Genomic DNA, 21,850 nt, shown 5'->3' with positions numbered 1-21,850 from the left:
GGCAACGCCGGCTCCCACAGTGGTCCTGTGTAGACATTCCCTGTGGGAGCTGGCCTTGCCAGCGATGGCCTGCAAAGCAGGCCCAATAAAAAGCCCCGCCAATTGGCGGGGCTTTTTTTCACGCTAAGTCAGCTTACGCTTGAACGACCGGGATCTTGGCGTTCGCAGCCGCTTCACGGAACTCGGCGATCTGGTCGAAGCTCAGGTAGCGGTAAACGTCGGCAGCCATGCTGTCGATGTTCTTCGCGTACTCCATGTACTCTTCGACGGTTGGCAGCTTGCCCAGGATCGAGGCAACAGCGGCCAGCTCGGCAGAGGCCAGGTAGACGTTGGCACCATCGCCCAGACGGTTCGGGAAGTTACGGGTCGAAGTCGACACCACGGTCGAGTTCGCTGCAACACGTGCCTGGTTACCCATGCACAGCGAGCAGCCCGGCATTTCCATGCGCGCGCCAGCCTTGCCGTAGATGCCGTAGTAGCCTTCTTCGGTCAGCTGGTGAGCGTCCATCTTGGTTGGCGGCGACAGCCACAGACGGGTCGGGATCGAGCCTTTGACCTTGTCCAGCAGCTTGCCGGCAGCGCGGAAGTGACCAATGTTGGTCATGCACGAACCGATGAACACTTCGTCGATCTTCTCGCCCTGTACGGAGGAGAGCAGACGGGCGTCGTCCGGGTCGTTCGGGGCGCAGAGTACAGGCTCTTTGACGTCGGCCAGGTCGATCTCGATGATCTCGGCGTATTCGGCGTCCTTGTCGGCAGCCAGCAGCTGCGGGTTGGCCAGCCAGGCTTCCATCGCTTGCGCGCGGCGTTCCATGGTGCGGGCATCGCCGTAGCCTTCGCTGATCATCCAGCGCAGCAGGGTGATATTCGACTTCAGGTACTCGGCAACGGCTTTTTCTGGCAGCTTGATGGTGCAACCGGCAGCCGAACGTTCAGCCGAGGCGTCGGACAGTTCGAACGCTTGCTCGACGGTCAGCTCGTCCAGGCCTTCGATTTCCAGGATGCGGCCGGAGAAGGCGTTGATCTTGCCTTTCTTCTCGACGGTCAGCAGGCCTTTCTGGATGCCGTAGTAAGGGATGGCGTGGACCAGGTCACGCAGGGTGATGCCGGGTTGCAGTTTGCCCTTGAAGCGCACCAGTACCGACTCCGGCATGTCCAGCGGCATGACGCCGGTGGCCGCGGCGAAGGCGACCAGGCCGGAACCGGCCGGGAACGAGATGCCGATCGGGAAGCGGGTGTGCGAGTCACCACCGGTACCGACGGTGTCCGGCAGCAGCATGCGGTTCAGCCAGCTGTGGATGATGCCGTCGCCTGGACGCAGGGACACGCCGCCACGGGTGCGGATGAAATCCGGCAGGGTGTGGTGGGTGGTGACGTCGATCGGCTTCGGATAGGCCGCGGTGTGGCAGAACGACTGCATGACCAGGTCGGCGGAGAAGCCCAGGCACGCCAGGTCTTTCAGCTCGTCACGGGTCATCGGGCCAGTGGTGTCCTGGGAGCCGACGGTGGTCATCTTCGGTTCGCAGTAGGTGCCTGGACGCACGCCTTTGCCTTCCGGCAGGCCGCAGGCCTTGCCGACCATCTTCTGGGCCAGGGTGTAGCCCTTGCCGGTGTCGACAGGTGCTTCAGGCAGCTTGAACAGGTCGGTTGGGCCCAGGCCCAGCTCGGAGCGGGCTTTCTCGGTCAGGCCACGGCCGACGATCAGCGGGATACGGCCGCCAGCGCGGACTTCGTCGAGCAGCACCGGGGTCTTCAGTTCGAAGGTGGTGATGACGTCTTCGCTGCCGTGCTTGCAGACTTTGCCAGCGTGCGGGTAGACGTCGATGACGTCGCCCATGTTCAGGTTCGAGACGTCGAACTCGATCGGCAGGGCGCCGGCGTCTTCCATGGTGTTGTAGAAGATCGGGGCGATTTTCGAGCCGAAGCAGAAGCCGCCAGCGCGCTTGTTCGGTACGTACGGGATGTCGTCGCCGAAGAACCACAGCACCGAGTTGGTGGCGGATTTACGCGAGGAACCGGTACCGACCACGTCACCGACGTAGGCCACCGGGAAGCCTTTGGCTTTGACTTCTTCGATCTGCTTGAGCGGGCCGATGGCGCCTTGTTGCTCAGGCACGATGCCGTCACGGGCCATTTTCAGCATGGCCAGGGCGTGCAGCGGGATGTCAGGGCGCGACCAGGCGTCCGGGGCAGGGGACAGGTCGTCGGTGTTGGTTTCGCCAGGGACCTTGAATACGGTCAGGCTGTACTTGTCAGCGATGGCTGGCTTGCTGGTGAACCACTCACCGGCGGCCCAGGAATCCAGCACGGCCTTGGCATGGGCATTGCCCGCCTTGGCTTTTTCGGCGACGTCGTGGAACGCATCGAACATCAGCAGGGTGTGCTTGAGCTGTTCGGCGGCGACAGGGGCCAGTTCGGCGTTGTCCAGCAGCTCGACCATGGTGGCGATGTTGTAGCCGCCCTGCATGGTGCCCAGCAGCTCAACGGCGCGCTTCTTGTCGATCAGCGGGGAAGAGGCTTGGCCCTTGGCGATGGCGGAAAGGAAACCGGCCTTGACGTAGGCGGCTTCGTCCACTCCTGGTGGAACGCGGTTGGTGATCAGGTCGACGAGGACTGCTTCTTCGCCAGCAGGGGGATTCTTCAGCAGCTCGACCAGGCCTGCGGTTTGTTCGGCGTTAAGCGGCTGGGGCACGATACCCTGGGCGGCACGCTCTTCGATGTGTTTGCGGTAGGCTTCAAGCACAGTTATTACCCTCATCAGTGGTCCCAAATGGGTGTCCGGGACGCTCATCCAGAAATTCCGGCACCCGTGCGCAATACGGCTTCTTGGGCCGCGTAGCCAGGGTTGCAGGAAATCCTTACAGAAGCTGCTTTCAAAGTTTTACGCCTGTAGAACGGAGGCTGATGAGGGCTGGCGCGGGACATGCGCGAAGCGAATATCCCGGGCCAACGCCGTTCTACCGGATGAACTGTGCTCGTGACGCTTTGAAAACAGCTTCTAACGGACATTGCTGCCTTAAAAAGGCCGGATGATTCTACGGTAAAAAGTCGATAAAGGTAAGGCGCGCTGGATGACTTTAGCGGGTGACCCTCGTTAGACAAAGGGCTAACATGGCAGCCTGTTCCACCGCCAAGCTGTCGATTTTTTCATGTCCAATCAGTCAATTAAAACGCCTTGCGTCGGCCTCTGTTCCACGGTTTACGGGGACTTGGTGTGCCGTGGCTGCAAGCGTTTTCACCATGAAGTGATCAACTGGAACGGCTACAACGAAGATGAAAAACGTGCGGTGTGGCTGCGCCTGGAGCAATTGCTGGTGCAGGTCATGGTGGCCAAACTTGAAGTCTTTGATGCCACGCGCCTGCGCCAGCAACTGGAGCAGCGCAAGATCCGCTTCGTGCCGCACCAGTCCGAATATTGTTGGGCGTATCAATTGATTGCCCGCGGCGCGCGGGTGATCCGTGAGCTGGACGCTTACGGCATGGTGTTGTTGCCGGAGTTTCGTGACTGGGAGCTGCCCGAGTTGCGCGATGCCATTGATCGGGAATTCTTCTTGCTGTCGGAAGCCCATTACCAGCGCTATATCGCGCCGGGGTTTCTCAAGGATGCCTTGGGATAAAAAGCCGGGGCTGCTTTGCAGCCCATCGCTGGCAAGGCCGGCTCCCACAGGGGCTCTGTCAGGCACATCTTCTGTGGGAGCTGGCCTTGCCAGCGATGAGGCCCTCAGCCTTGTGCCAGTTCAGTCAGGTGCACTTTCACTTCTTCGGTCTTGAGCACCAGCACATCGCACTCCAGCGCATCGAGCACCACTTCGGCGGTGTTGCCGATCAGCGCCCCGGAAATCCCGGTGCGGGCCACGGTGCCAATCACCGTCACCACCGCATCGTACTTGCTCGCGGTAAAGGGAATCAGCACATCCGCGGGCCCTTCGGCCACATGCAGGCGCTCGTCCTTGATGTCGAACTCGGCCTGGAACGCTGCGCATTCCTCGCGGTACTTGCGCTCGATGGTGTCCTTGAGCTGGTACACCGGGTCTGCCGCTGACAGCATCGGCGACGGATGGGCGCTGATCACATGCAGCTCGCCCTTGGCCAGGCTTGCGATCGCATAGCCATGATCGATGATGCTGGTGTGCAGCAGGCGATGGGCCTCGTCGTGGTTGCCGACATCCACCGCGGCGAGGATCACCCCGCCGGTCCACGGGCGCTCGCTCTTGACCATCAACACCGCGCACGGGCACTGGCGCAGCAGCTTCCAGTCGCTGGGGGTGAGCAGGGCGCGCTTGAGCGGGTTGTCCGGGCGATGCTCCTTGATCACCAGGTCGCAGCCTTCGGCCTGCTGCACATCGATGATCGACTCGTGCAGGGTGTCATGCCAGGCCTGTTCGTGGGTCACATTGTCATAGCCGTCATCATGCAGTTGGCTGGTCAGCAGACTGAGCAGGGCGCCATGGTCCTGTTTCTTGTCGCACATCAGCAGGTGCAGGCGCGCACCGGTGACGCCGGCGATCAGTTTGGCCCGGGTCAGCGCCTGGCTGTGGGCGTGGTCGGGATCAAGTACCACCAGGATGCTGCGTACTTCTTGCATGAGCGTGAACTCCCTTCATAAATGGCGGCCAATGCCTGACTATAGTCGGCGCCAACGGCAACGGGCGTTGATATGTATCAAGCATAGTTCACTGGTGATCGGCGCTACTGCCGGTATAATCGCCGGTCTTGCCGTTTGCCCTGCCTGTTTGTGAGCCTATGTCCCTTATTCCCGAAATCGAAGCCTTCCTTGGTTGCCCTACTCCTGACGCCTGGGTCCAGGCGGCGCTTGCCGACCAGGAAACCCTGCTGATCGATCACAAGAACTGCGAGTTCAAGGCTGCCAGCACTGCGCTGAGCCTGATGGCCAAGTACAACACGCACCTGGACCTGATCAACATGATGTCGCGCCTGGCCCGTGAAGAGCTGGTGCACCACGAGCAGGTGTTGCGCCTGATGAAGCGGCGCAAGATTGCCCTGCGCCCGTTGTCGGCCGGGCGCTATGCCTCGGGCTTGCGCCGGGTGGTGCGCACCCATGAGCCGGTGAAGCTGGTGGACACCCTGGTGGTCGGTGCCTTTATCGAGGCGCGCAGTTGCGAGCGTTTTGCCGCGCTGGTGCCGCACCTGGACGAAGAGCTGGGCAAGTTCTACCACGGCCTGCTCAACAGCGAGGCACGGCATTACCAGGGTTACCTGAAACTCGCGCATCAGTACGGTGATGCGGCGGATATCGAGCGGGTGGTGGAGAAGGTCAGGGCGGTCGAGGCCGAACTGATCAGCAGTCCGGATGAAGAGTTTCGCTTTCATAGTGGCGTGCCTGCCTGACTGACCTGCTTTGAATGGGGGCTGCCTTGCCGCCCATCGCTGGCAACGCCAGCTCCCACAATAGTGCTGCGTGCACTGAACCACTGTGGGAGCCGGCATTGCCGGCGATGGGCGGCAAGGCAGCCCCTTTTGCCGTGCAAATAATAAGCAAGCTAATTAATGCCTTGACGTTAGCTGCCTAAGCAGTAACATTGTGTAACTTACTGCCTAAGCAGGTATCTCCGTCCATGCAGCATTACACCCCGGAAAACTTCCAGAACTGCACCCTCGGCATGCTTCTGGGCCGCGCCGCGCTGGTCAAAGACCGCATCCTCGACAGCCATATGCAGCCCTATGGCGTGACCGCCGCACAGTTCAAGGTGCTGATCATCGTCGCCCAGTACGGCGTCGACACCCCGGCCGAGCTGTGCCGCTACCTGTCGGTGGACAGCGGTTCGATGACGCGCATGCTCGACCGTCTCGAGCAGAAAGACCTGATCATCCGCCGCCGTTGCCCTGACGACCGTCGGCAGATTCGTCTGGAACTGAGCGAAGAAGGCCAGAAGCTCGCCGACCAGTTGCCGCAGATCGGCGCCGCGGCGATGAACGAACTGGTCGGTGTGCTTGAGCCCGGCGAACTGGCCACCCTCGAAGCCATTCTGACCAAGGTGCTGCTGGCCTCCGGCGACACCCTGACCGCCATGCGTGTAGGTGGCAAATGAGCGCCAGCGCCCGTGCCCACCAGGCCAGCGCCGCCGCCTATGCCGCCGATGTTGCCCGCGCCTACAGTCAGCTGGGTCAGGCCTATATCGTCCATGACCTGACCCAGATCGCCCTGGCGGTATTGCTCGGCAAAGGCCCGGACCTGGTCGCCGCACGTTGGCGGGTCGAAGCGGCGAGCAAACAGATCGGCGCCAGCAAGACCCGTTTCTACCCCAACCTCAACCTCAGTGCCGCTGCGGGCACCCAGGCACTGTTGGGCCCAGCAGTCCTACGACACGGTGATGCAGCGCTACGGCTCCGGCATCGGCAACTACCTCGACGTGCTCAGCGTCGAGCAGCAGTTGCTCCAGGCCCTGGGCGGAGGCTTTGCCGGCGACACCCAGGCAGCCGCGCTGCCTTCGACTTCACGCATTCACTAAGCCAAGGTATTAGAAATGGCCACTACTTCTTCTGCGGATGACACCACGCAGGACCTCAACAATCAGCGCAAGCGCAAGACCTGGCTGCTGGGCCTTCTCTTGCTGATCGTCGTCGCTGGCGGCGCAGTCTGGGCCTGGCACGAGCTCTATGGGCGCTGGAGCGAAGAGACCGACGATGCCTATGTCAACGGCAACGTGGTGGAAATCACCCCGCAGGTCACCGGCACCGTGGTCAGCATCGGCGCCGACGATGGCGACCTGGTGCACGAAGGCCAGGTGCTGCTTGAATTCGACCCCAGCGACGCCCAGGTCGGCCTGCAAGCCGCCGAAGCCAAGCTGGCCCGCGCCGTGCGCCAGGTGCGTGGCCTGTACAGCAACGTTGATGGCATGAAGGCCCAGGTGGCGGCGCGTCAGGCCGAGCTGAGCAAGGCCCAGGAAAACTTCAACCGGCGCAAGACCCTCGCCGCCGGTGGGGCCATCTCCCAGGAGGAGCTGTCCCACGCCCGCGACGACCTGTCGTCGGCGCAGAGTGCCCTGAGCAATGCCAGGCAGCAACTCAACACCACCACCGCGCTGGTCGATGACACCGTGGTGTCGTCGCACCCCGAGGTGATGGCTGGCGCCGCTGAATTGCGCCAGGCCTTTCTGAACCACGCCCGCACCACGCTGGTGGCGCCAGTCACAGGCTATGTGGCCAAGCGCACCGTGCAACTGGGCCAGCGCCTGCAGCCGGGCACCGCGACCATGGCGGTAATCCCCCTGGATCAACTGTGGATCGACGCCAACTTCAAGGAAACCCAGCTGCGCAACATGCGTATCGGCCAGCCGGTGGACATTGTTGCCGACCTGTATGGCAGTGAGGTGAAGTACAACGGCAGCATCGACAGCCTCGGCGCCGGGACCGGCAGCGCCTTTGCCTTGCTGCCGGCGCAGAACGCCACCGGCAACTGGATCAAGATCGTCCAGCGGGTACCGGTGCGTATTCATATCAATGCCGAGCAACTGGCCAAGCACCCGCTGCGCATCGGCCTGTCGACCCAGGTCGAGGTCGACCTGCACGACCAGAGCGGCCCGGTCCTGGCCCAGCAGCCGCCGCAGAAGGCTTCGTTCGCCACCCAGGTGTACGACCTTCAGCTGGTCGAGGCCGATACCCTGATCACCAAGCTGATCCATGACAACAGTGCAGGCTCCAGCAAGACGGCGCAGCGATGAGCGCCAATCAGGCTTCCTTTACGCCGCCGAGCCTGTTGCTGACCACCATCGGCCTGTCGCTGGCGACCTTCATGCAGGTGCTCGACACCACCATCGCCAACGTGGCGTTGCCGACCATTTCCGGCAACCTCGGCGTGAGCTCGGAGCAGGGCACCTGGGTCATCACCTCGTTCGCGGTGAGCAACGCCATTGCCTTGCCGCTGACCGGCTGGCTGAGCCGGCGCTTTGGTGAGGTCAAGCTGTTCATTTGGGCCACGCTGCTGTTCGTGCTGGCCTCGTTCCTGTGTGGCATCGCCCAGTCGATGCCCGAGCTGGTCGGCTTTCGCGTGCTTCAGGGCATCGTTGCCGGGCCGCTGTACCCGATGACCCAGACCCTGCTGATTGCGGTCTATCCGCCGGCCAAACGCGGCATGGCCCTGGCGTTATTGGCGATGGTCACGGTGGTGGCGCCGATTGCCGGGCCGATACTGGGTGGCTGGATCACCGACAGCTACAGCTGGCCGTGGATCTTCTTCATCAATGTGCCGGTCGGCCTGTTCGCTGCTGCCGTGGTGCGCCAGCAGATGCGCAGCCGCCCGGTCAGCACCAGCCGCCAGCCGATGGACTACATCGGCCTGCTGAGCCTGATCATTGGCGTCGGTGCGTTGCAGATCGTGCTCGACAAGGGCAATGACCTGGACTGGTTCGAGTCGAACTTCATCGTCATCGGCAGCCTGATCTCGCTGGTGTTCCTGGCGGTGTTCATTATCTGGGAACTGACTGACAAGCACCCGGTGGTCAACCTGCGCCTGTTCGTGCACCGCAACTTTCGCATCGGCACCATCGTGCTGGTCGGTGGCTATGCCGGGTTCTTCGGCATCAACCTGATCCTGCCGCAGTGGCTGCAGACGCAGATGGGCTACACCGCCACCTGGGCGGGCCTGGCGGTGGCACCTATCGGCTTGTTGCCGGTATTGATGTCGCCGTTTGTCGGCAAGTACGCACACAGGTTCGACCTGCGTTTGCTGGCCGGGCTGGCGTTCCTGGCGATTGGTGCCAGTTGCTTCATGCGCGCCGGCTTTACCAACGAAGTGGACTTCCAGCACATCGCCCTGGTGCAACTGTTCATGGGCATCGGCGTGGCGCTGTTCTTCATGCCGACCTTGAGCATCCTGCTCTCCGACCTGCCGCCGCAGCAGATTGCCGACGGCTCGGGGCTGGCGACTTTCCTGCGGACCCTGGGCGGCAGTTTTGCCGCGTCGTTGACCACCTGGATCTGGATTCGCCGGGCGGACCAGCACCATGCCTACCTGAGCGAGAACATCAGCACCTTTGATCCGGCCACCCGCGAGGCGTTGAGCCAGCTGGGCGGGGCGAGCGGGCAGTCGTATGCGCAGCTGGAGCGGATGCTCAGCAGCCAGGCGTACATGATGTCGACGGTGGATTACTTCACCCTGATGGGGTGGATTTTCGCCGGTTTGATACTGTTGGTGTGGCTGGCCAAGCCGCCGTTTGCGGCCAAGGCCGGGCCGGCGTCGGCGGGGCATTGAAGTAAAAGCATCGCCGGCAAGGCCGGCTCCCACAGGAACTGTATGCACAGGACCCTTGTGGGAGCTGGCCTTGCCAGCGATAAGGCCCGCAGGGCCTTCAATCAGGGAAAAGCAAAAGGCTGCAGTTGAAACCCTTGCTCATCCACCTGCAACGCCCAGCCTTGCCGGTCCCAATCGCCCAGCACAATACGCCGTGCCGGTTGATCGTCGACCACCAGCTTGTGAATCGCCGGTCGATGGGTATGGCCATGCACCAGGGTGCGCACGCCGAACTGCTGCATGATCCGTGGCACTTCCTCCGCGGTCACATCAACAATGTCGTTGGCCTTCATTCGCGTCTGCGCCCGGCTTTCGCTACGCAACTTGCGCGCAAGCTTCTGGCGGGTGCTCAGCGGCAGGTGCCGGAGAATCCACAGGCTTAGCGGGTTGCGCAGGTAACGGCGCATTTTCATGTAGGCCAGGTCGCGGGTGCACAGGCTGTCGCCGTGCATCAGCAACACCGGCTCACCGCCCATCTCGACCACACTGGGGTCCGCCAGCAGGGTGCAGCCAGCGGCCTGGCAAAATGCCTGGCCGAGCAGGAAGTCGCGGTTGCCGTGCATCAGGAAGACCTGCGTGCCGCTGTCGCTCAGGGCGCGCAGGGCCTGGCAGATCGAGGTCTGGAAGGGCGTCATGGCGTCGTCGCCGATCCATGCCTCGAAGAAGTCGCCGAGGATGTACAGCGCCTCGGCGTGCCGTGCACGACCGTCGAGCAGATCAACAAACGCCCGGGTAATGTCCGGGCGTTCTTCTTGCAGGTGCAGATCAGAGATCAGCAGTATCACTCAATGATCTCGGCTTTCTCGATGATCACGTCTTCCTTCGGCACGTCCTGGTGACCGGACTTGGAACCGGTGGCAACGCCTTCGATCTTGTCGACGACGTCAGTACCTTCGGTCACTTTGCCGAATACCGCGTAGCCCCAACCCTGCACGTTCTTGCCGCTGTGGTTGAGGAAGTCGTTGTTCGAGGCATTGATGAAGAACTGCGCCGAGGCCGAATGCGGCTCCATGGTGCGAGCCATGGCGATGCTGTACTTGTCGTTCTTCAGGCCGTTGTCAGCTTCGTTCTGGATGCTGGCACGCTTGTCACGCTTCTCGTTCATGCCTGGCTCGAAACCGCCGCCCTGGATCATGAAGCCCTTGATCACACGGTGGAACACGGTGTTGCTGTAGTGGCCAGCCTTAACGTATTCGATGAAGTTGGCTACGGTGATCGGGGCTTTCTCGGCGTTCAGCTCGATGACGATGTCACCGTGGTTGGTAGTCAGTTTGACTTGGGTCATGCTCAAATTCTCGCTATTCAAGGCATTGGAAAATAGTTCGCGCAGTATCGCGATACACACCTGACGCACAGTCTACAGCCCGCGATACGTGATTCGCGGCAGTTTTTTTGCATTCGCCGGCGAATATCGCGCCAGTTTGTCGGCACGATGCTGTCGGCAGCTCGACCGCTTCGGCTATGATAAGCGCTTTGATTCAGTCGGCCTACCCAGGCCGTGCACCCCGTATTCAAGGATCCTATGAGCAAGCCCACTGCCGACACCGCTCCCAACGCCGCTGCCAAAGGCGCTCCCGCCATCCCTGCGAACTTCCTGCGTCCGATCGTGCAGGCAGACCTGGACTCGGGCAAGCACAGCAGCATCGTCACCCGTTTCCCGCCAGAGCCCAACGGTTACCTGCACATCGGCCATGCCAAGTCGATCTGTGTGAACTTCGGCCTGGCCCAGGAGTTCGGTGGGGCCTGTCACCTGCGTTTCGATGACACCAACCCGGCCAAAGAGGACCAGGAGTACATCGACGCGATCCAGAGCGACGTCAAGTGGCTGGGCTTCGAGTGGACCGGCCCGGTGCGCTATGCCTCGCAATACTTCGACCAGCTGCACGCCTGGGCGGTCGAGCTGATCAAGGCCGGCAAGGCCTACGTCTGCGACCTGACCCCGGAGCAGGCCAAGGAATACCGTGGCAACCTGACCACCCCAGGCAAGAACAGCCCGTTCCGCGAGCGCTCGGTCGACGACAACCTCGACCTGTTCGCGCGCATGAAGGCCGGCGAGTTCAAGGACGGCGAGCGCGTCCTGCGGGCCAAGATCGACATGGCCTCGCCGAACATGAACCTGCGCGACCCGATCCTCTACCGCATCCGCCATGCCCACCACCACCAGACCGGTGACACCTGGTGCATCTACCCCAACTATGACTTCACCCACGGTCAGTCGGACGCCATCGAAGGCATCACCCACTCGATCTGCACCCTGGAGTTCGAAGGCCATCGCCCGCTGTACGAATGGTTCCTCGACAACCTGCCGGTGCCGGCCAAGCCGCGCCAGTACGAGTTCAGCCGCCTGAACCTGAACTACACCATCACCAGCAAGCGCAAGCTCAAGCAACTGGTCGACGAGCAGCACGTCCACGGTTGGGACGACCCGCGCATGTCGACCCTGTCGGGCTTCCGCCGTCGCGGCTACACCCCGGCCTCGATCCGCAATTTCTGCGAAATGATCGGTACCAACCGCTCTGACGGCGTGGTCGACATGTCGATGCTCGAATTCAGCATCCGCGACGACCTCGATCGCACCGCGCCCCGCGCCATGTGCGTGCTGCGCCCGCTGAAAGTGGTCATCACCAACTACCCTGAAGGCCAGGTCGAGAACCTCGAGCTGCCGCGCCACCCGAAAGAAGACATGGGCGTGCGCGCGCTGCCATTCGCCCGCGAGATCTACATCGACCGCGACGACTTCATGGAAGAGCCGCCAAAGGGCTACAAGCGCCTGGAGCCGGCCGGTGAAGTGCGCCTGCGCGGCAGCTACGTGATCCGTGCCGACGAGGCCATCAAGGACGCCGACGGCAACATCGTCGAGCTGCGCTGCTCGTACGACCCGGACACCCTGGGCAAGAACCCCGAGGGCCGCAAGGTCAAGGGCGTGATCCACTGGGTGCCGGCCGCCGCCAGCGTCGAATGCGAAGTGCGCCTGTACGACCGCCTGTTCCGCTCGGCCAACCCCGAGAAGACCGAAGATGGCGGCAACTTCCTTGACAACATCAATCCTGATTCGCTGCAGGTGCTGACCGGTTGTCGTGCGGAACCTTCCCTGGGCCAGGCCCAGCCAGAAGACCGCTTCCAGTTCGAGCGCGAAGGCTATTTCTGCGCCGACCTGAAAGACTCCCAGCCGGGTCGCCCGGTGTTCAACCGCACCGTGACCCTGCGCGATTCGTGGGGCAGCTAAGGAACTCTCGTGCTTACCATCTACAACACGCTCAGCAAGACCAAGGAAGTCTTCAAACCGCTTGAAGGCAACAAGGTACGGATGTACGTCTGCGGCATGACCGTCTACGACTTCTGCCACCTGGGCCACGGGCGCAGCATGGTCGCCTTTGACCTGGTGACCCGCTGGCTGCGTTACAGCGGTTACGACCTGACCTACGTGCGCAACATCACCGACATCGATGACAAGATCATCAACCGGGCCAACGAGAACGGCGAATCCTTCGACGCCCTGACCGCCCGCATGATCGACGCGATGCACGAAGACGAGCGCCGCCTGAACATCCTGCCGCCGGACCAGGAGCCGCGTGCCACCGACCATATCGCCGGCATGCACGCGATGATCCAGACCCTGATCGACAAGGGCTATGCCTACGCGCCGGGCAACGGCGACGTGTACTACCGGGTCGGCAAGTTCGTCGGCTACGGCAAGCTGTCGCGCAAGAAGATCGAAGACCTGCGCATCGGTGCCCGCATCGAGGTCGACGAAGCCAAGCAGGACCCGCTCGACTTCGTCCTCTGGAAGGGCGTCAAGCCGGGCGAGCCGAGCTGGGAGTCGCCATGGGGCCCGGGCCGTCCGGGCTGGCACATCGAGTGCTCGGTGATGTCCACCTGCTGCCTGGGCGAGAGCTTCGACATCCACGGCGGTGGCAACGACCTGGAGTTCCCGCACCACGAGAACGAAATCGCCCAGAGCGAGGCCGCGACCGGCAAGCAGTACGCCAACGCGTGGATGCATTGCGGCATGATTCGCATCAATGGCGAGAAGATGTCCAAGTCCTTGAACAACTTTTTCACCATTCGCGACGTGCTCGACAAGTATCACCCGGAGGTGGTGCGCTACCTGCTGGTGTCGAGCCACTACCGCAGTTCGATCAACTACTCCGAAGACAGCCTGCGCGAGTCCAAGGGTGCCCTGGAGCGCTTCTACCACGCCCTGCGCGGCCTGCCGCGGGTGGCGGCTGAAGGTGGCGAGGAGTACGTCGAGCGCTTCACTGTGGCGATGAACGACGACTTCGGCACCCCCGAAGCCTGCGCTGTGCTGTTCGACCTGGTGCGCGAGATCAACCGCCTGCGCGAGAGCGACCCACAGGCCGCTGCTGGCCTGGCCGGTCGTCTGCGCGTGTTGGGTGACTTGCTCGGCGTGCTGCAACTGGACGCCGATGACTTCCTGCGTGCCGGTGCCGAAGGCAAGGTCGATGCCGTGGAGGTTGAAGCCCTGATCCAGGCGCGCCTGCAAGCGCGCGCCGACAAGAACTGGGCCGAATCCGACCGCATCCGCGACCAGCTGACCGCCATGGGCGTGGTGCTGGAAGACGGCAAGGGCGGCACGACCTGGCGCTTGGCTGACTGATCGGCGGGGCGTTCATCGCTGGCAAGCCAGCTCCCACAGGACCCGTGCACCCAGGACCTGTGGGAGCTGGCTTGCCAGCGATGAGGCCCTAACTTCTACAATGCAACACCAGCTTCGCCCCACCCAGTTCACTCCCCCCCACCTCCAGCTCAAAGCCGTGCAGGTCAACGATCGCCGCAACGATCGACAACCCCAGCCCGAACCCCGGGTGACGCTGGCCTTCTTCACTGCGATAAAAGCGCTTCAACACCGCCCCTCGTTCATCCTCGGGAATCCCCGGGCCGCTGTCGTGCACCTCGATATGCACACCCTTGGCATCGCTCAGTGCACGCATCAGTACCTGACCCTGCACCGGGGTGAACTTGATGGCATTGCCCACCAGGTTGGCCAGCGCCTCGAACAGCAACTCGCGGTCACCGTGCAGTGCCGGTAGTTGTTCAGGCATGTCCAGCATCAGGTCAATCTCGCCGTCTTCGGCCAGCGGCAGGTAGAAGTCATGCAGCTCCTGCAGCAGCCCATGGGGATCAAGCTCGACGAAGCCGGCGCGGCGCTGGCGGTCTTCCAGCTCACTGATGCGCAGCAAGCCGCGAAAACGCGCCATCAAGGTATCGGTTTCGCCAATGGCCTGTTCCAGCGCCTCGGCCTGCGGTGAATCATCGCCGGCCTGCTGGCGAATCCGGTAGAGCTGGGCGCGCAGACGGGTCAGTGGGGTGCGCAGGTCGTGGGCGATGTTGTCGCACACGCCTTTGACTTCATGCATCAGGCGCTCGATGCGGTCGAGCATGGCGTTGACGATGGCCGCCAGCATGTCCAGTTCGTCGCGCCGCGCCGACAGCGGCAGGCGCCGGGTCAGGTCGCCGGCGACGATCTGCTCGGCGCTGGCCTGGATCGCGCGGATCCGCTTGAGTGGCCGGCGGCGCAGCAGGTACCAGCCGGCGATGCCGGGGATGATGGTCAGCGACAGGCCCCAGAGCAGGGCATGAAGGATGATGCGGGTGACCACGAACAGCGAGCCGTTGTCGCGCACCAGCACCAGCCAGCGGCCATCGCGGACCTTGATCGCCACCGCGTCGCAGCTGTCGCGGGGCAGGTGCGGTTCGTCGGCATCCAGGCAGCGGCTCAGTTCATGAATCTTGCCGTCCAGGCCCAGCTCGGGCGGGATCTGGCGGATCTGCCCGCCGAGCGGATTGAACTGCCCATCGAACAGCCCATAGGCATCGAAGCTGCGCTCCTCGAACGCCTGGCTGGCAATCAGCGCGTCATCGAGTTGCTTGCCGCTCATGTGCGCGAACAGGTGCTGGCGCTGCAGCAAGGAATGGCGGGTGAGCTTGTTCAGGTAGCCCGAAACCTCGAAGTACAGCACCCCCATGAGGATGCTGCTCCAGGCCACGAACAGGAAGCTGTACAGCGCCAGCAGGCGGCTGGTGGACGAGCTCCAGCCCTTAGACGGGTTCGGCAATGGCATAGCCCGAACCCCGCACGGTGCGAATCAGCGGTGTCTGGCCAGCAGCGTCGATCTTCTTGCGCAAGCGTCCGATGTGCACGTCGATCAGGTTGGTGCCCGGGTCGAAGTGGTAGCCCCAGACTTCCTCGAAAATCATCATCCGGGTAATCACCTGGCCGGCGTGGCGCATGAGAAATTCCAGCAACTTGTACTCGGTGGGCAGCAGGTTGAGGGTCTGATCGCCGCGCTTGGCCTCGTGGCTGATCAGGTCCAGCTCAAGGTCGGCGACCTGCAGGCGGGTCTGTGCCAGGGGCACGCTGTTGCGCCGCAACAACACCTCGACGCGGGCGGCCATTTCATCGGACGCGAACGGCTTGGTCAGGTAGTCGTCACCGCCGGCGCGCAGGCCGCGGACCCGTTCGTCGACATCCGAGAGGGCGCTGATCATCAGGATCGGCGTGGCAATCTTCAGGGTGCGCAGGGTGGTGACGATGGTCAGGCCATCGACCTCCGGGAGCATCCGGTCCAGGGTGATCAGGTCGTAACCGCCGGCAATGGCCTTGGCCAGGCCTTCACGGCCGTTGTTGGCCCATTCCACTTCCAGGCCATGGCTGGAAAGCTCGGCGACGATCTCCTGGGCGGTGACAGCGTCGTCTTCGATAGTCAGTACGCGGGGCATGCTTTTACCTGGGCGGCGGGTAGAAACCTGATTGTGCCAAAGAATAGGCGGTGCCCGGGTTAAAGAAAAATTCATCTAGGGGAGAGGGGCACAATGGGCCGGCATGCACCGACCCCTGTGGGAGCCGGCCTTGCCGGCGATGGGCCGCAGCGCGGCCCCTATTGCAGGTCAGGCGACTTTCACAACCCAGCCCGCCGGGCCTTCGATGTCGCCGCTCTGGATACCGGTCAGCTCGTTGTAGAGCTTCTGGGTGACCGGGCCGACTTCGCTTTCGCTGTAGAACACATGCAGCTTGTCGCCGTACTGGATGCCGCCGATCGGGGTGATCACCGCGGCGGTACCGCAAGCGCCAGCCTCGACGAAGCGGGCGAGGTTGTTGATTTCCACGTCGCCCTCGATGACCTTCAGGCCCAGGCGCGATTCGGCCAGTTCCATCAGCGACAGGCGGGTGATGCCTGGCAGTACCGAAGCCGATTTCGGCGTCACGAACTCGTTGTTGGCGGTGATGCCGAAGAAGTTGGCCGAGCCGACTTCCTCGATCTTGGTGTGGGTCAGCGGGTCAAGGTAGATGCAGTCGGCAAAGCCGGCTTGCTTGGCCTTGTAGCCCGGTTGCAGGCTGGCCGCGTAGTTACCGCCCACCTTGGCAGCGCCGGTGCCTTGTGGCGCGGCGCGGTCGTAGTCGGAGATCAGGAACTTGTGCGGGGTCATGCCGCCCTTGAAGTACGAGCCGACCGGGATGGCGAAGATCGAGAAGATGAACTCCGGCGCGGTACGCACGCCGATGTTGTCGCCCACGCCGATGACGAACGGTCGCAGGTACAGGGCGCCCTTGCCGTACGGCGGAATGAAACGCTCGTTGGCCTTGACCACCTGCTTGCAGGCGTCGATGAACTGTTCGGTCGGCACCTGCGGCATCAGCAGACGGTCACAGCTGCGCTGCATGCGCAGGGCGTTCTGGTCCGGGCGGAACAGGTTGATCGAGCCGTCCTTGCAGCGGTAGGCCTTCATCCCCTCGAAGCATTGCTGGCCATAATGCAGCGCGGTCGAGCCTTCGCTGATGTGCAGCTGGTTGTCTTCGGTCAGGGTGCCCTTGTCCCATTCGCCGTTACGGAAATAAGACAGGTAGCGCTTGTCGGTCTTGATGTAGTCGAAGCCCAGCTTGTCCCAGTTAATGCTTTCGTTACTCATGGCACCCTCGATTCGGTTGCAGATGCCTGCTGGAGCAGGCGGTTCTTATTGCGCACTCGGCCACGATAATACATCCCGTGCAGATCGGGAACGCCCAGTCATAGATTGGACCATGGTCGCAGTGAAAATCTTTGACGCTGCCTGTTGCAACAGGCGTTGACGGTTTCTCGGTCCGGGCGCATTATCGAAGTATGAAGCTTTGCCTGCTGACCTCGTCGCGTACCACTACCACCGCCATACGCGGGGCGGGTACGGCTGTTTAACCTTAAGGCAGCAGGTAATCCAAGGCCCCGCCAGCAATGGACGGGGCCTTGTCTTTTCTCCGTCCCGGCTGGCCAATCACGGAGAGATGAAGATGCAAGCAAAACGCGCACTGCTGGTCCTGGATATGCAAGTGGGCTTGTTCCATGGCCCCGAACAACCCTGGCAGGGTGATCGGGTACTGAACAAGGTCAACACCCTGATTGGCGCTGCCCACGCTGCCCAAGCGCCGGTTTTTGCGGTTCGCCACACCGGCCCGCAAGGGTCGCCGATCGCCGCAGGCAGCCCCGCGTGGCAGTTGCTGCCCGCGCTGGCGGTCGATCCTGCACGCGACATCGTGTTCGATAAAACCCGCCCCAGTGCCTTCTTTGCCACCTCGCTGGCCGATCAGCTACGCGAGGCCGCCATTGATGAGCTGGTCATCGTCGGCCTCAAAACCCAGTACTGCGTCGACACCAACTGCCGGGTTGCCCGCGAGCTGGGCTTCAACGTGGTGCTGGTCAGCGATGCCCACACCTGCATGGACACCCCCGGCTTGTCGGCCGAGGCGATCATCGCCCACCACAACCTGACCCTGGGCGGCGCCTTTGCCCGCCTGCAATCCACCGCAGACGTGCAGTTCTGAGCCTTCGCCCACCTGCAGGTAGCCGTCCAGTGCCAGTTGCCGCAGGAACACCTGGTCGTGGGACGCTATCAGCAAGGTCCCGCGATACTGGCGCAGCATGGCTTCCAGGGCGGCGAGGGAGGGCAGGTCGAGGTGGTTGCTCGGCTCGTCGAGCAGCAACTGCACCGGGGGGACGCTGTCCAGCGTCAGGATCGACGTATTCGTCCTGCAATGCTCCACAAAATGCCCGCGACGTCCCCCGGAACAGGGTCAGGAGGATTATGTACTGAAGATATTCGTTCATTCGTCTGGTTGAAACTTGCGGCGTCCGATAATCAGGGTCATGCCTGCCGAGAATACGAGCAAAGGCGCTAGGGGCAGATCCATTGCCTCCCAATAAGTGCCACCCGGTGTAAACAGTAAAGTGATGCCGGCAGTGCATAGGAAAAGTCCTAGCCATTTACGAATTAAATAGGGTTTTAGGCAATGATCCAGAAATGCGATGAGGATCAACGCGTAACATAGCTGCGTAACTTCAGACATGGTGTGTGCTCTGCTCAGGCATCTTCTTCGTGGCGGTTGCGCCTGAAGAACAACTCAAGGCCTCCGACAATTGCAAAAAGCGAAACCAGATGCAGGTCAAAACTGCCCCAGTAACTTTTTTCGCTCAGCGTGACTCTACCCAGCAGGCCTCCCAGCAAGAACGTCAAACTTAGCCATTTTCGTAGTCTGGAGGGTTTGAGCAGACACTCAATCAGTACGAAGAATAGGAAGGCGATAAAGAATTGACTGTATTCCGACATGTCTTTTCAGCCTTGATTCTTGATGATCGTCGAAACGCTTGACTGCTGAGGGCCGATGCCGCCGCTGACAGAGGCCTGGACACTGACGATTACGTCACCAGCGTGGTGTGTAGGGAGCCTGCGCTTAGCCAAGTAAGTTGTTATCGCAGTAACGGCTGTTCCGACGATTGCCTTTGTAAGCAAGCCAACAGGCCCCCCCTGCAGCGCTGCCGACAACACCGGAAGCATAAAATCTCTGGTCGTTTAGCTTATCTGCTTGACGCCGATTAAGCGGCTGAGAAATAGCGATTTTCATCTCGCAGGCACGATTGCCGGCCTGCATTCTGTCGTAGAGCGCCACGAGCATTGTGTTGACCTCGTAGTGCGCCCCCTTCGCTTCGCTGATATGCAACTCGCGCAGCCGTGCGCGATGATCCGGCATGACGACGAGCTGCGAGACATGGAAAACGATGCCGAAGTGACCGGCGTACTCATAGGTTCTTTGTATCTGCACAACAACCTTCCCTGTGTAATACAGACGCGCCGCGCGCACCTCATCGACAAGCAGGGAAAGATGCCCAAAACAACTTTGGGTGTATGTCGTACCATTCCTACAAGACAGTAGGGCTGATCCCAAATTAGCGAACAGCCCCCTACAAAACCTCAGTCAACCTGCTCAATCCGACGGCGTTTGCGGAGCAGTCTCACTCAGGTCTTGATGATCATGGTCGAAATGGTTCGTTGCGGGCCGATCCCGCCATTGACTTGGGCGTCAATGCTGACCAGCACATCGCCGGCATGGTAGGTCGGCAGGATTTCATTGGCGTAGGTACGCACGGCGGCACCCACGGGCACACCTACAAAGGAGGAGGCCACGCCGGTAGTGGCGGCGGTGAAGGCCGAGGCGCAGGCGTTGACGACCGTGGTGCGCTGAGCGTTGAGGGTGTCGCCCTGTTGCCGGGTCAGCGGCTTGGAGATTGCGATCTTCATCACGCACGGCAGGTTCTTGGCCAGCATCTTGTCGTAGACCTCGACAACCTTGCTGTTGACCTCGTAGTGGGCGCTTTTCGCTTCGCCAAAATGCAGCTCGCGCAGGCGCCCGCGTTCGCTGTCGGTGAGGGTGATCTGCGAGACGTTGAAGACGATCCCGTGTTGGCCCATGTATTGGAAAGTCCCTTCGAACTTCATTGCACGCATCCTTTCGAGGCAAAGGCGGCGATTTTGTACAAGGATCGCCGTGGGTGCAAATCATTCCGTCGGCAGTTGTGATCAACTCGTGGCTTCGAAAGCCGGGTGATAGCTGACCTGGGCCTGTGGCCTGGCTGCCATTTTCCCAGCGCGAGACAGTCGATTGCGCCACGCCGAACAGCTGTGCGGCATGCGCTTGCTTGATGCGGTGCAGCAGGCGCCAGCGACGCAGGGCGACGCCGAGCTGAGCGGGTTGTAGCGGGGTATCGTGCATGGGCGAAGTTTGCCAGCCAAAGCTTGGGGGCTGCAAATCTGACTGAGTCGCCTGGTTTGCGACCGCTTCGCGGTCGATCGCCGGCAAGCCAGCTCCCACAGGGAATGGTGCATGCCGATCCAATGTGGGAGCCGGCTTGCCGGCGATGGGCCGCGTCAGCGGCCCCAGGGTTCACTTCACCGTCTGCAGGCGCAGATCGTTGTAGTAGAAGGTGTTCTTGTCGATGCTGGCGCTGAAGAAGTAGCCGTAGTCTTCCAGGTAGAACAGGTGATTGACGCGTTTGTCCTCGTCACCCTGCACGCTGCAATCCAGCGCCTTGGCGCTACCGCTCAAGCGGGCGTTGAGGGTGCTGGCCGGCAGTTGCTGTTGCACCGTGCACTCGGTGATCTTCAGCTCCTTGGCGTACTGGCCGATCACGTTGTTGTTGGTCGCACCTTGCTGTGCATAGCTGAGCTTGCTGCCCACCGCCATGGTCTTCCAGTCACCCTTGAAGCTCAGGCTGGTCAGCGCGCTGCTTTCGCTCATGCCGGTGAAGTCGGTCTTGCTCACCAGCGGGATCAATCCGCGCCAGGTGATCTTTTGCGCCTCATAGCCCTTGCCGCGCAGGATCACCATCAGTTGCTGGCTATTGGCATCAACCGACAGGAACTGCTCCTCGCGCATGGGTGAGGTCTTGCCTTTTATGGTCGAGGTGCCGACGGCGTCCAGGTACGTGAGCGGCTGCGCCGGCTTGGGCAATTGCAGGCGCTCGAGGGCGACCATCACCGATGGGCTGACCGGCGGCAACACCGCCGTGACGATCGGAGCCTTGAAGCGCGGGCTGAATGGCGCCAGCTGCGCGACCTTATCCGGCGTGGCACAGGCCAGGGCGAACAGCGCCTGGTAATCGGCGTTGCTGCCGGCCACTGGCTCGGGCTTGGGCAGTGACGGGACCATGCCGTCGGTGACCCGGTTGTTGGCATCGACATCGTAGCCGGCCAGCAGGGTGTAGGTACCGGCGCTGCAGTTGAAGCGGTGATGCTCACGCTTTTGCGCGTAGGGCGCGTTGTACGGCAGGTCGAGGAGGATGCTCGGCTGGTCGAAGGCGGCCCACAGGCTGACGTCGTTGCCCATCTTGTTGATGCTGTTGCGGTCGACCAGCACCCATGGCTCGCCATCTTCACCTTTAAGCTTGCGCCAGTCGGGCTTTGCTTGAGTCTTGCAGGCCCCGGCGAAGCTCGGGTTGTTCAGCAGGATGGCATGGAAGCGATCAGGCATCGGCTGCGGCGGGGCGTAGCCGCTGGGGCTCTTGAAGTACGCGCGCTGGTCGGCATCCAGGTACATGATCGCCACGTTCGGCTCAGCGCAGGAGGCTTCGAGCTGGAAGCTGCGATCACTCAAACCGTTGTTGGCCGATACGTTAACCTGGAAACTCAGCACATCGCCTTCACGAAACAGACTGTGGGTCGACAGCGGCTGGGCGAGCATGTTGCCGATGTACTGGTCGAGGCTTTCCTTGGAGGGCGTCGCGCAGCCGGCGAGGACGGCGGCGGACAGGGCGGTGAGGATCAGGCGTTGCACGA

At 62.0% G+C, this 21,850-nt stretch carries 20 protein-coding genes and 3 pseudogenes; 9 read left to right on the top strand and 14 right to left on the bottom strand.

Features of this window, described 5'->3' with window-relative positions:
* Positions 1 to 133 precede the first annotated feature (133 nt).
* Entirely contained in the window at positions 134 to 2,743 is a 2,610-nt protein-coding gene (gene acnB / locus NLX68_RS04795) for a bifunctional aconitate hydratase 2/2-methylisocitrate dehydratase (protein WP_254283316.1), read from the bottom strand.
* A 406-nt stretch (positions 2,744 to 3,149) separates the two neighbouring features.
* On the opposite strand from acnB, the gene NLX68_RS04790 reads away from it, so the two are divergent.
* Positions 3,150 to 3,617: a DUF1289 domain-containing protein gene (locus NLX68_RS04790; RefSeq protein ID WP_010222520.1), complete on the top strand. Its 468-nt coding sequence runs from the start codon at positions 3,150 to 3,152 to the stop codon at positions 3,615 to 3,617.
* A gap of 104 nt (positions 3,618 to 3,721) precedes the next feature.
* Here the strand turns inward: NLX68_RS04790 and NLX68_RS04785 are convergent, their stop codons facing one another.
* A complete protein-coding gene (locus NLX68_RS04785) occupies positions 3,722 to 4,585 on the bottom strand; it encodes a universal stress protein (RefSeq protein ID WP_254283011.1) in 864 nt (287 codons plus the stop codon).
* A gap of 158 nt (positions 4,586 to 4,743) precedes the next feature.
* Between NLX68_RS04785 and miaE the strand changes: the two genes are divergently transcribed.
* The 5 genes and pseudogenes from miaE to NLX68_RS04760 all read left to right on the top strand — a co-directional run bounded on the left by miaE (position 4,744) and on the right by NLX68_RS04760 (position 9,211).
* The gene (gene miaE, locus NLX68_RS04780; RefSeq protein ID WP_254283003.1) at positions 4,744 to 5,349 is read left to right on the top strand and encodes a tRNA-(ms[2]io[6]A)-hydroxylase; all 606 of its coding nucleotides are present in this window, start codon (positions 4,744 to 4,746) and stop codon (positions 5,347 to 5,349) included.
* Between the two features lie 227 nt (positions 5,350 to 5,576).
* Entirely contained in the window at positions 5,577 to 6,050 is a 474-nt protein-coding gene (locus NLX68_RS04775) for a MarR family winged helix-turn-helix transcriptional regulator (RefSeq protein WP_254283001.1), read from the top strand.
* Positions 6,051 to 6,091: 41 nt separating this feature from the next.
* Positions 6,092 to 6,470 (top strand): annotated as a pseudogene (locus NLX68_RS26435) (hypothetical protein); the annotation flags it as partial.
* A 15-nt stretch (positions 6,471 to 6,485) separates the two neighbouring features.
* Positions 6,486 to 7,682 carry an HlyD family efflux transporter periplasmic adaptor subunit gene (locus NLX68_RS04765; RefSeq protein ID WP_254282999.1) on the top strand — a complete coding sequence of 399 codons (1,197 nt, stop codon included), beginning with the start codon at positions 6,486 to 6,488 and terminating at the stop codon, positions 7,680 to 7,682.
* Complete coding sequence (locus NLX68_RS04760) at positions 7,679 to 9,211, top strand: DHA2 family efflux MFS transporter permease subunit (protein ID WP_254282998.1); 1,533 nt, start codon at positions 7,679 to 7,681, stop codon at positions 9,209 to 9,211. The genes NLX68_RS04765 and NLX68_RS04760 overlap by 4 nt, the downstream gene beginning before the upstream one ends.
* A gap of 101 nt (positions 9,212 to 9,312) precedes the next feature.
* On the opposite strand, the gene lpxH is transcribed toward NLX68_RS04760, so the two are convergent.
* Entirely contained in the window at positions 9,313 to 10,035 is a 723-nt protein-coding gene (gene lpxH, locus NLX68_RS04755; RefSeq protein ID WP_254282991.1) for a UDP-2,3-diacylglucosamine diphosphatase, read from the bottom strand.
* Positions 10,032 to 10,535 (bottom strand): peptidylprolyl isomerase, encoded by a 504-nt coding sequence (locus NLX68_RS04750; protein ID WP_254282990.1) that lies wholly within the window; start codon positions 10,533 to 10,535, stop codon positions 10,032 to 10,034. Before NLX68_RS04750 ends, lpxH begins: the two co-directional genes overlap by 4 nt.
* A 237-nt stretch (positions 10,536 to 10,772) precedes the next feature.
* Between NLX68_RS04750 and NLX68_RS04745 the strand changes: the two genes are divergently transcribed.
* Positions 10,773 to 12,476, top strand: a complete 1,704-nt coding sequence (locus NLX68_RS04745; protein ID WP_254282989.1) for a glutamine--tRNA ligase/YqeY domain fusion protein — start codon at positions 10,773 to 10,775, stop codon at positions 12,474 to 12,476.
* 9 nt (positions 12,477 to 12,485) lie between these two features.
* Entirely contained in the window at positions 12,486 to 13,868 is a 1,383-nt protein-coding gene (gene cysS / locus NLX68_RS04740) for a cysteine--tRNA ligase (RefSeq protein WP_254282988.1), read from the top strand.
* 88 nt (positions 13,869 to 13,956) lie between these two features.
* On the opposite strand, the gene NLX68_RS04735 is transcribed toward cysS, so the two are convergent.
* The 3 genes from NLX68_RS04735 to NLX68_RS04725 all read right to left on the bottom strand — a co-directional run bounded on the left by NLX68_RS04735 (position 13,957) and on the right by NLX68_RS04725 (position 17,179).
* Entirely contained in the window at positions 13,957 to 15,333 is a 1,377-nt protein-coding gene (locus tag NLX68_RS04735) for a HAMP domain-containing sensor histidine kinase (RefSeq protein WP_254282987.1), read from the bottom strand.
* Positions 15,311 to 15,991 (bottom strand): response regulator transcription factor, encoded by a 681-nt coding sequence (locus NLX68_RS04730; protein WP_010222508.1) that lies wholly within the window; start codon positions 15,989 to 15,991, stop codon positions 15,311 to 15,313. The genes NLX68_RS04735 and NLX68_RS04730 overlap by 23 nt, the downstream gene beginning before the upstream one ends.
* Before the next feature lie 168 nt (positions 15,992 to 16,159).
* Positions 16,160 to 17,179, bottom strand: coding sequence for a branched-chain amino acid aminotransferase (locus tag NLX68_RS04725; RefSeq protein ID WP_254282986.1), 1,020 nt, complete (start codon positions 17,177 to 17,179; stop codon positions 16,160 to 16,162).
* A 355-nt stretch (positions 17,180 to 17,534) separates the two neighbouring features.
* Here NLX68_RS04725 and NLX68_RS04720 point away from each other — a divergent pair, with 355 nt between their 5' ends.
* A complete protein-coding gene (locus NLX68_RS04720) occupies positions 17,535 to 18,065 on the top strand; it encodes a cysteine hydrolase family protein (RefSeq protein WP_100782474.1) in 531 nt (176 codons plus the stop codon).
* A 12-nt stretch (positions 18,066 to 18,077) separates the two neighbouring features.
* On the opposite strand, the pseudogene NLX68_RS04715 reads toward NLX68_RS04720, so the two are convergent.
* The 7 genes and pseudogenes from NLX68_RS04715 to NLX68_RS04685 form a co-directional block, all read right to left on the bottom strand.
* Positions 18,078 to 18,224 (bottom strand): annotated as a pseudogene (locus NLX68_RS04715) (ABC transporter); the annotation flags it as partial.
* 120 nt (positions 18,225 to 18,344) lie between these two features.
* Entirely contained in the window at positions 18,345 to 18,587 is a 243-nt protein-coding gene (locus NLX68_RS04710; RefSeq protein WP_254282985.1) for a hypothetical protein, read from the bottom strand.
* A 14-nt stretch (positions 18,588 to 18,601) separates the two neighbouring features.
* Positions 18,602 to 18,847, bottom strand: a complete 246-nt coding sequence (locus NLX68_RS04705) for a hypothetical protein (protein WP_254282984.1) — start codon at positions 18,845 to 18,847, stop codon at positions 18,602 to 18,604.
* A 124-nt stretch (positions 18,848 to 18,971) separates the two neighbouring features.
* A complete protein-coding gene (locus NLX68_RS04700; RefSeq protein WP_254282980.1) occupies positions 18,972 to 19,340 on the bottom strand; it encodes a hypothetical protein in 369 nt (122 codons plus the stop codon).
* Positions 19,341 to 19,534: 194 nt separating this feature from the next.
* The gene (locus NLX68_RS04695; RefSeq protein WP_254282978.1) at positions 19,535 to 20,014 is read right to left on the bottom strand and encodes a hypothetical protein; all 480 of its coding nucleotides are present in this window, start codon (positions 20,012 to 20,014) and stop codon (positions 19,535 to 19,537) included.
* Between the two features lie 127 nt (positions 20,015 to 20,141).
* Positions 20,142 to 20,288, bottom strand: a pseudogene (locus NLX68_RS04690) (helix-turn-helix domain-containing protein); the annotation flags it as partial.
* A 171-nt stretch (positions 20,289 to 20,459) separates the two neighbouring features.
* Positions 20,460 to 21,848, bottom strand: coding sequence for a hypothetical protein (locus NLX68_RS04685; protein ID WP_254282976.1), 1,389 nt, complete (start codon positions 21,846 to 21,848; stop codon positions 20,460 to 20,462).
* Between the last annotated feature and the right edge of the window lie 2 nt (positions 21,849 to 21,850).

Origin of the sequence: Pseudomonas sp. SBB6 (genome assembly GCF_024213215.1) — a bacterium.
Lineage (GTDB): Bacteria > Pseudomonadota > Gammaproteobacteria > Pseudomonadales > Pseudomonadaceae > Aquipseudomonas > Aquipseudomonas donghuensis.
Note: the sequence above shows the minus strand (reverse complement) of the source record. Positions and strands in the feature narration are given on the sequence as shown.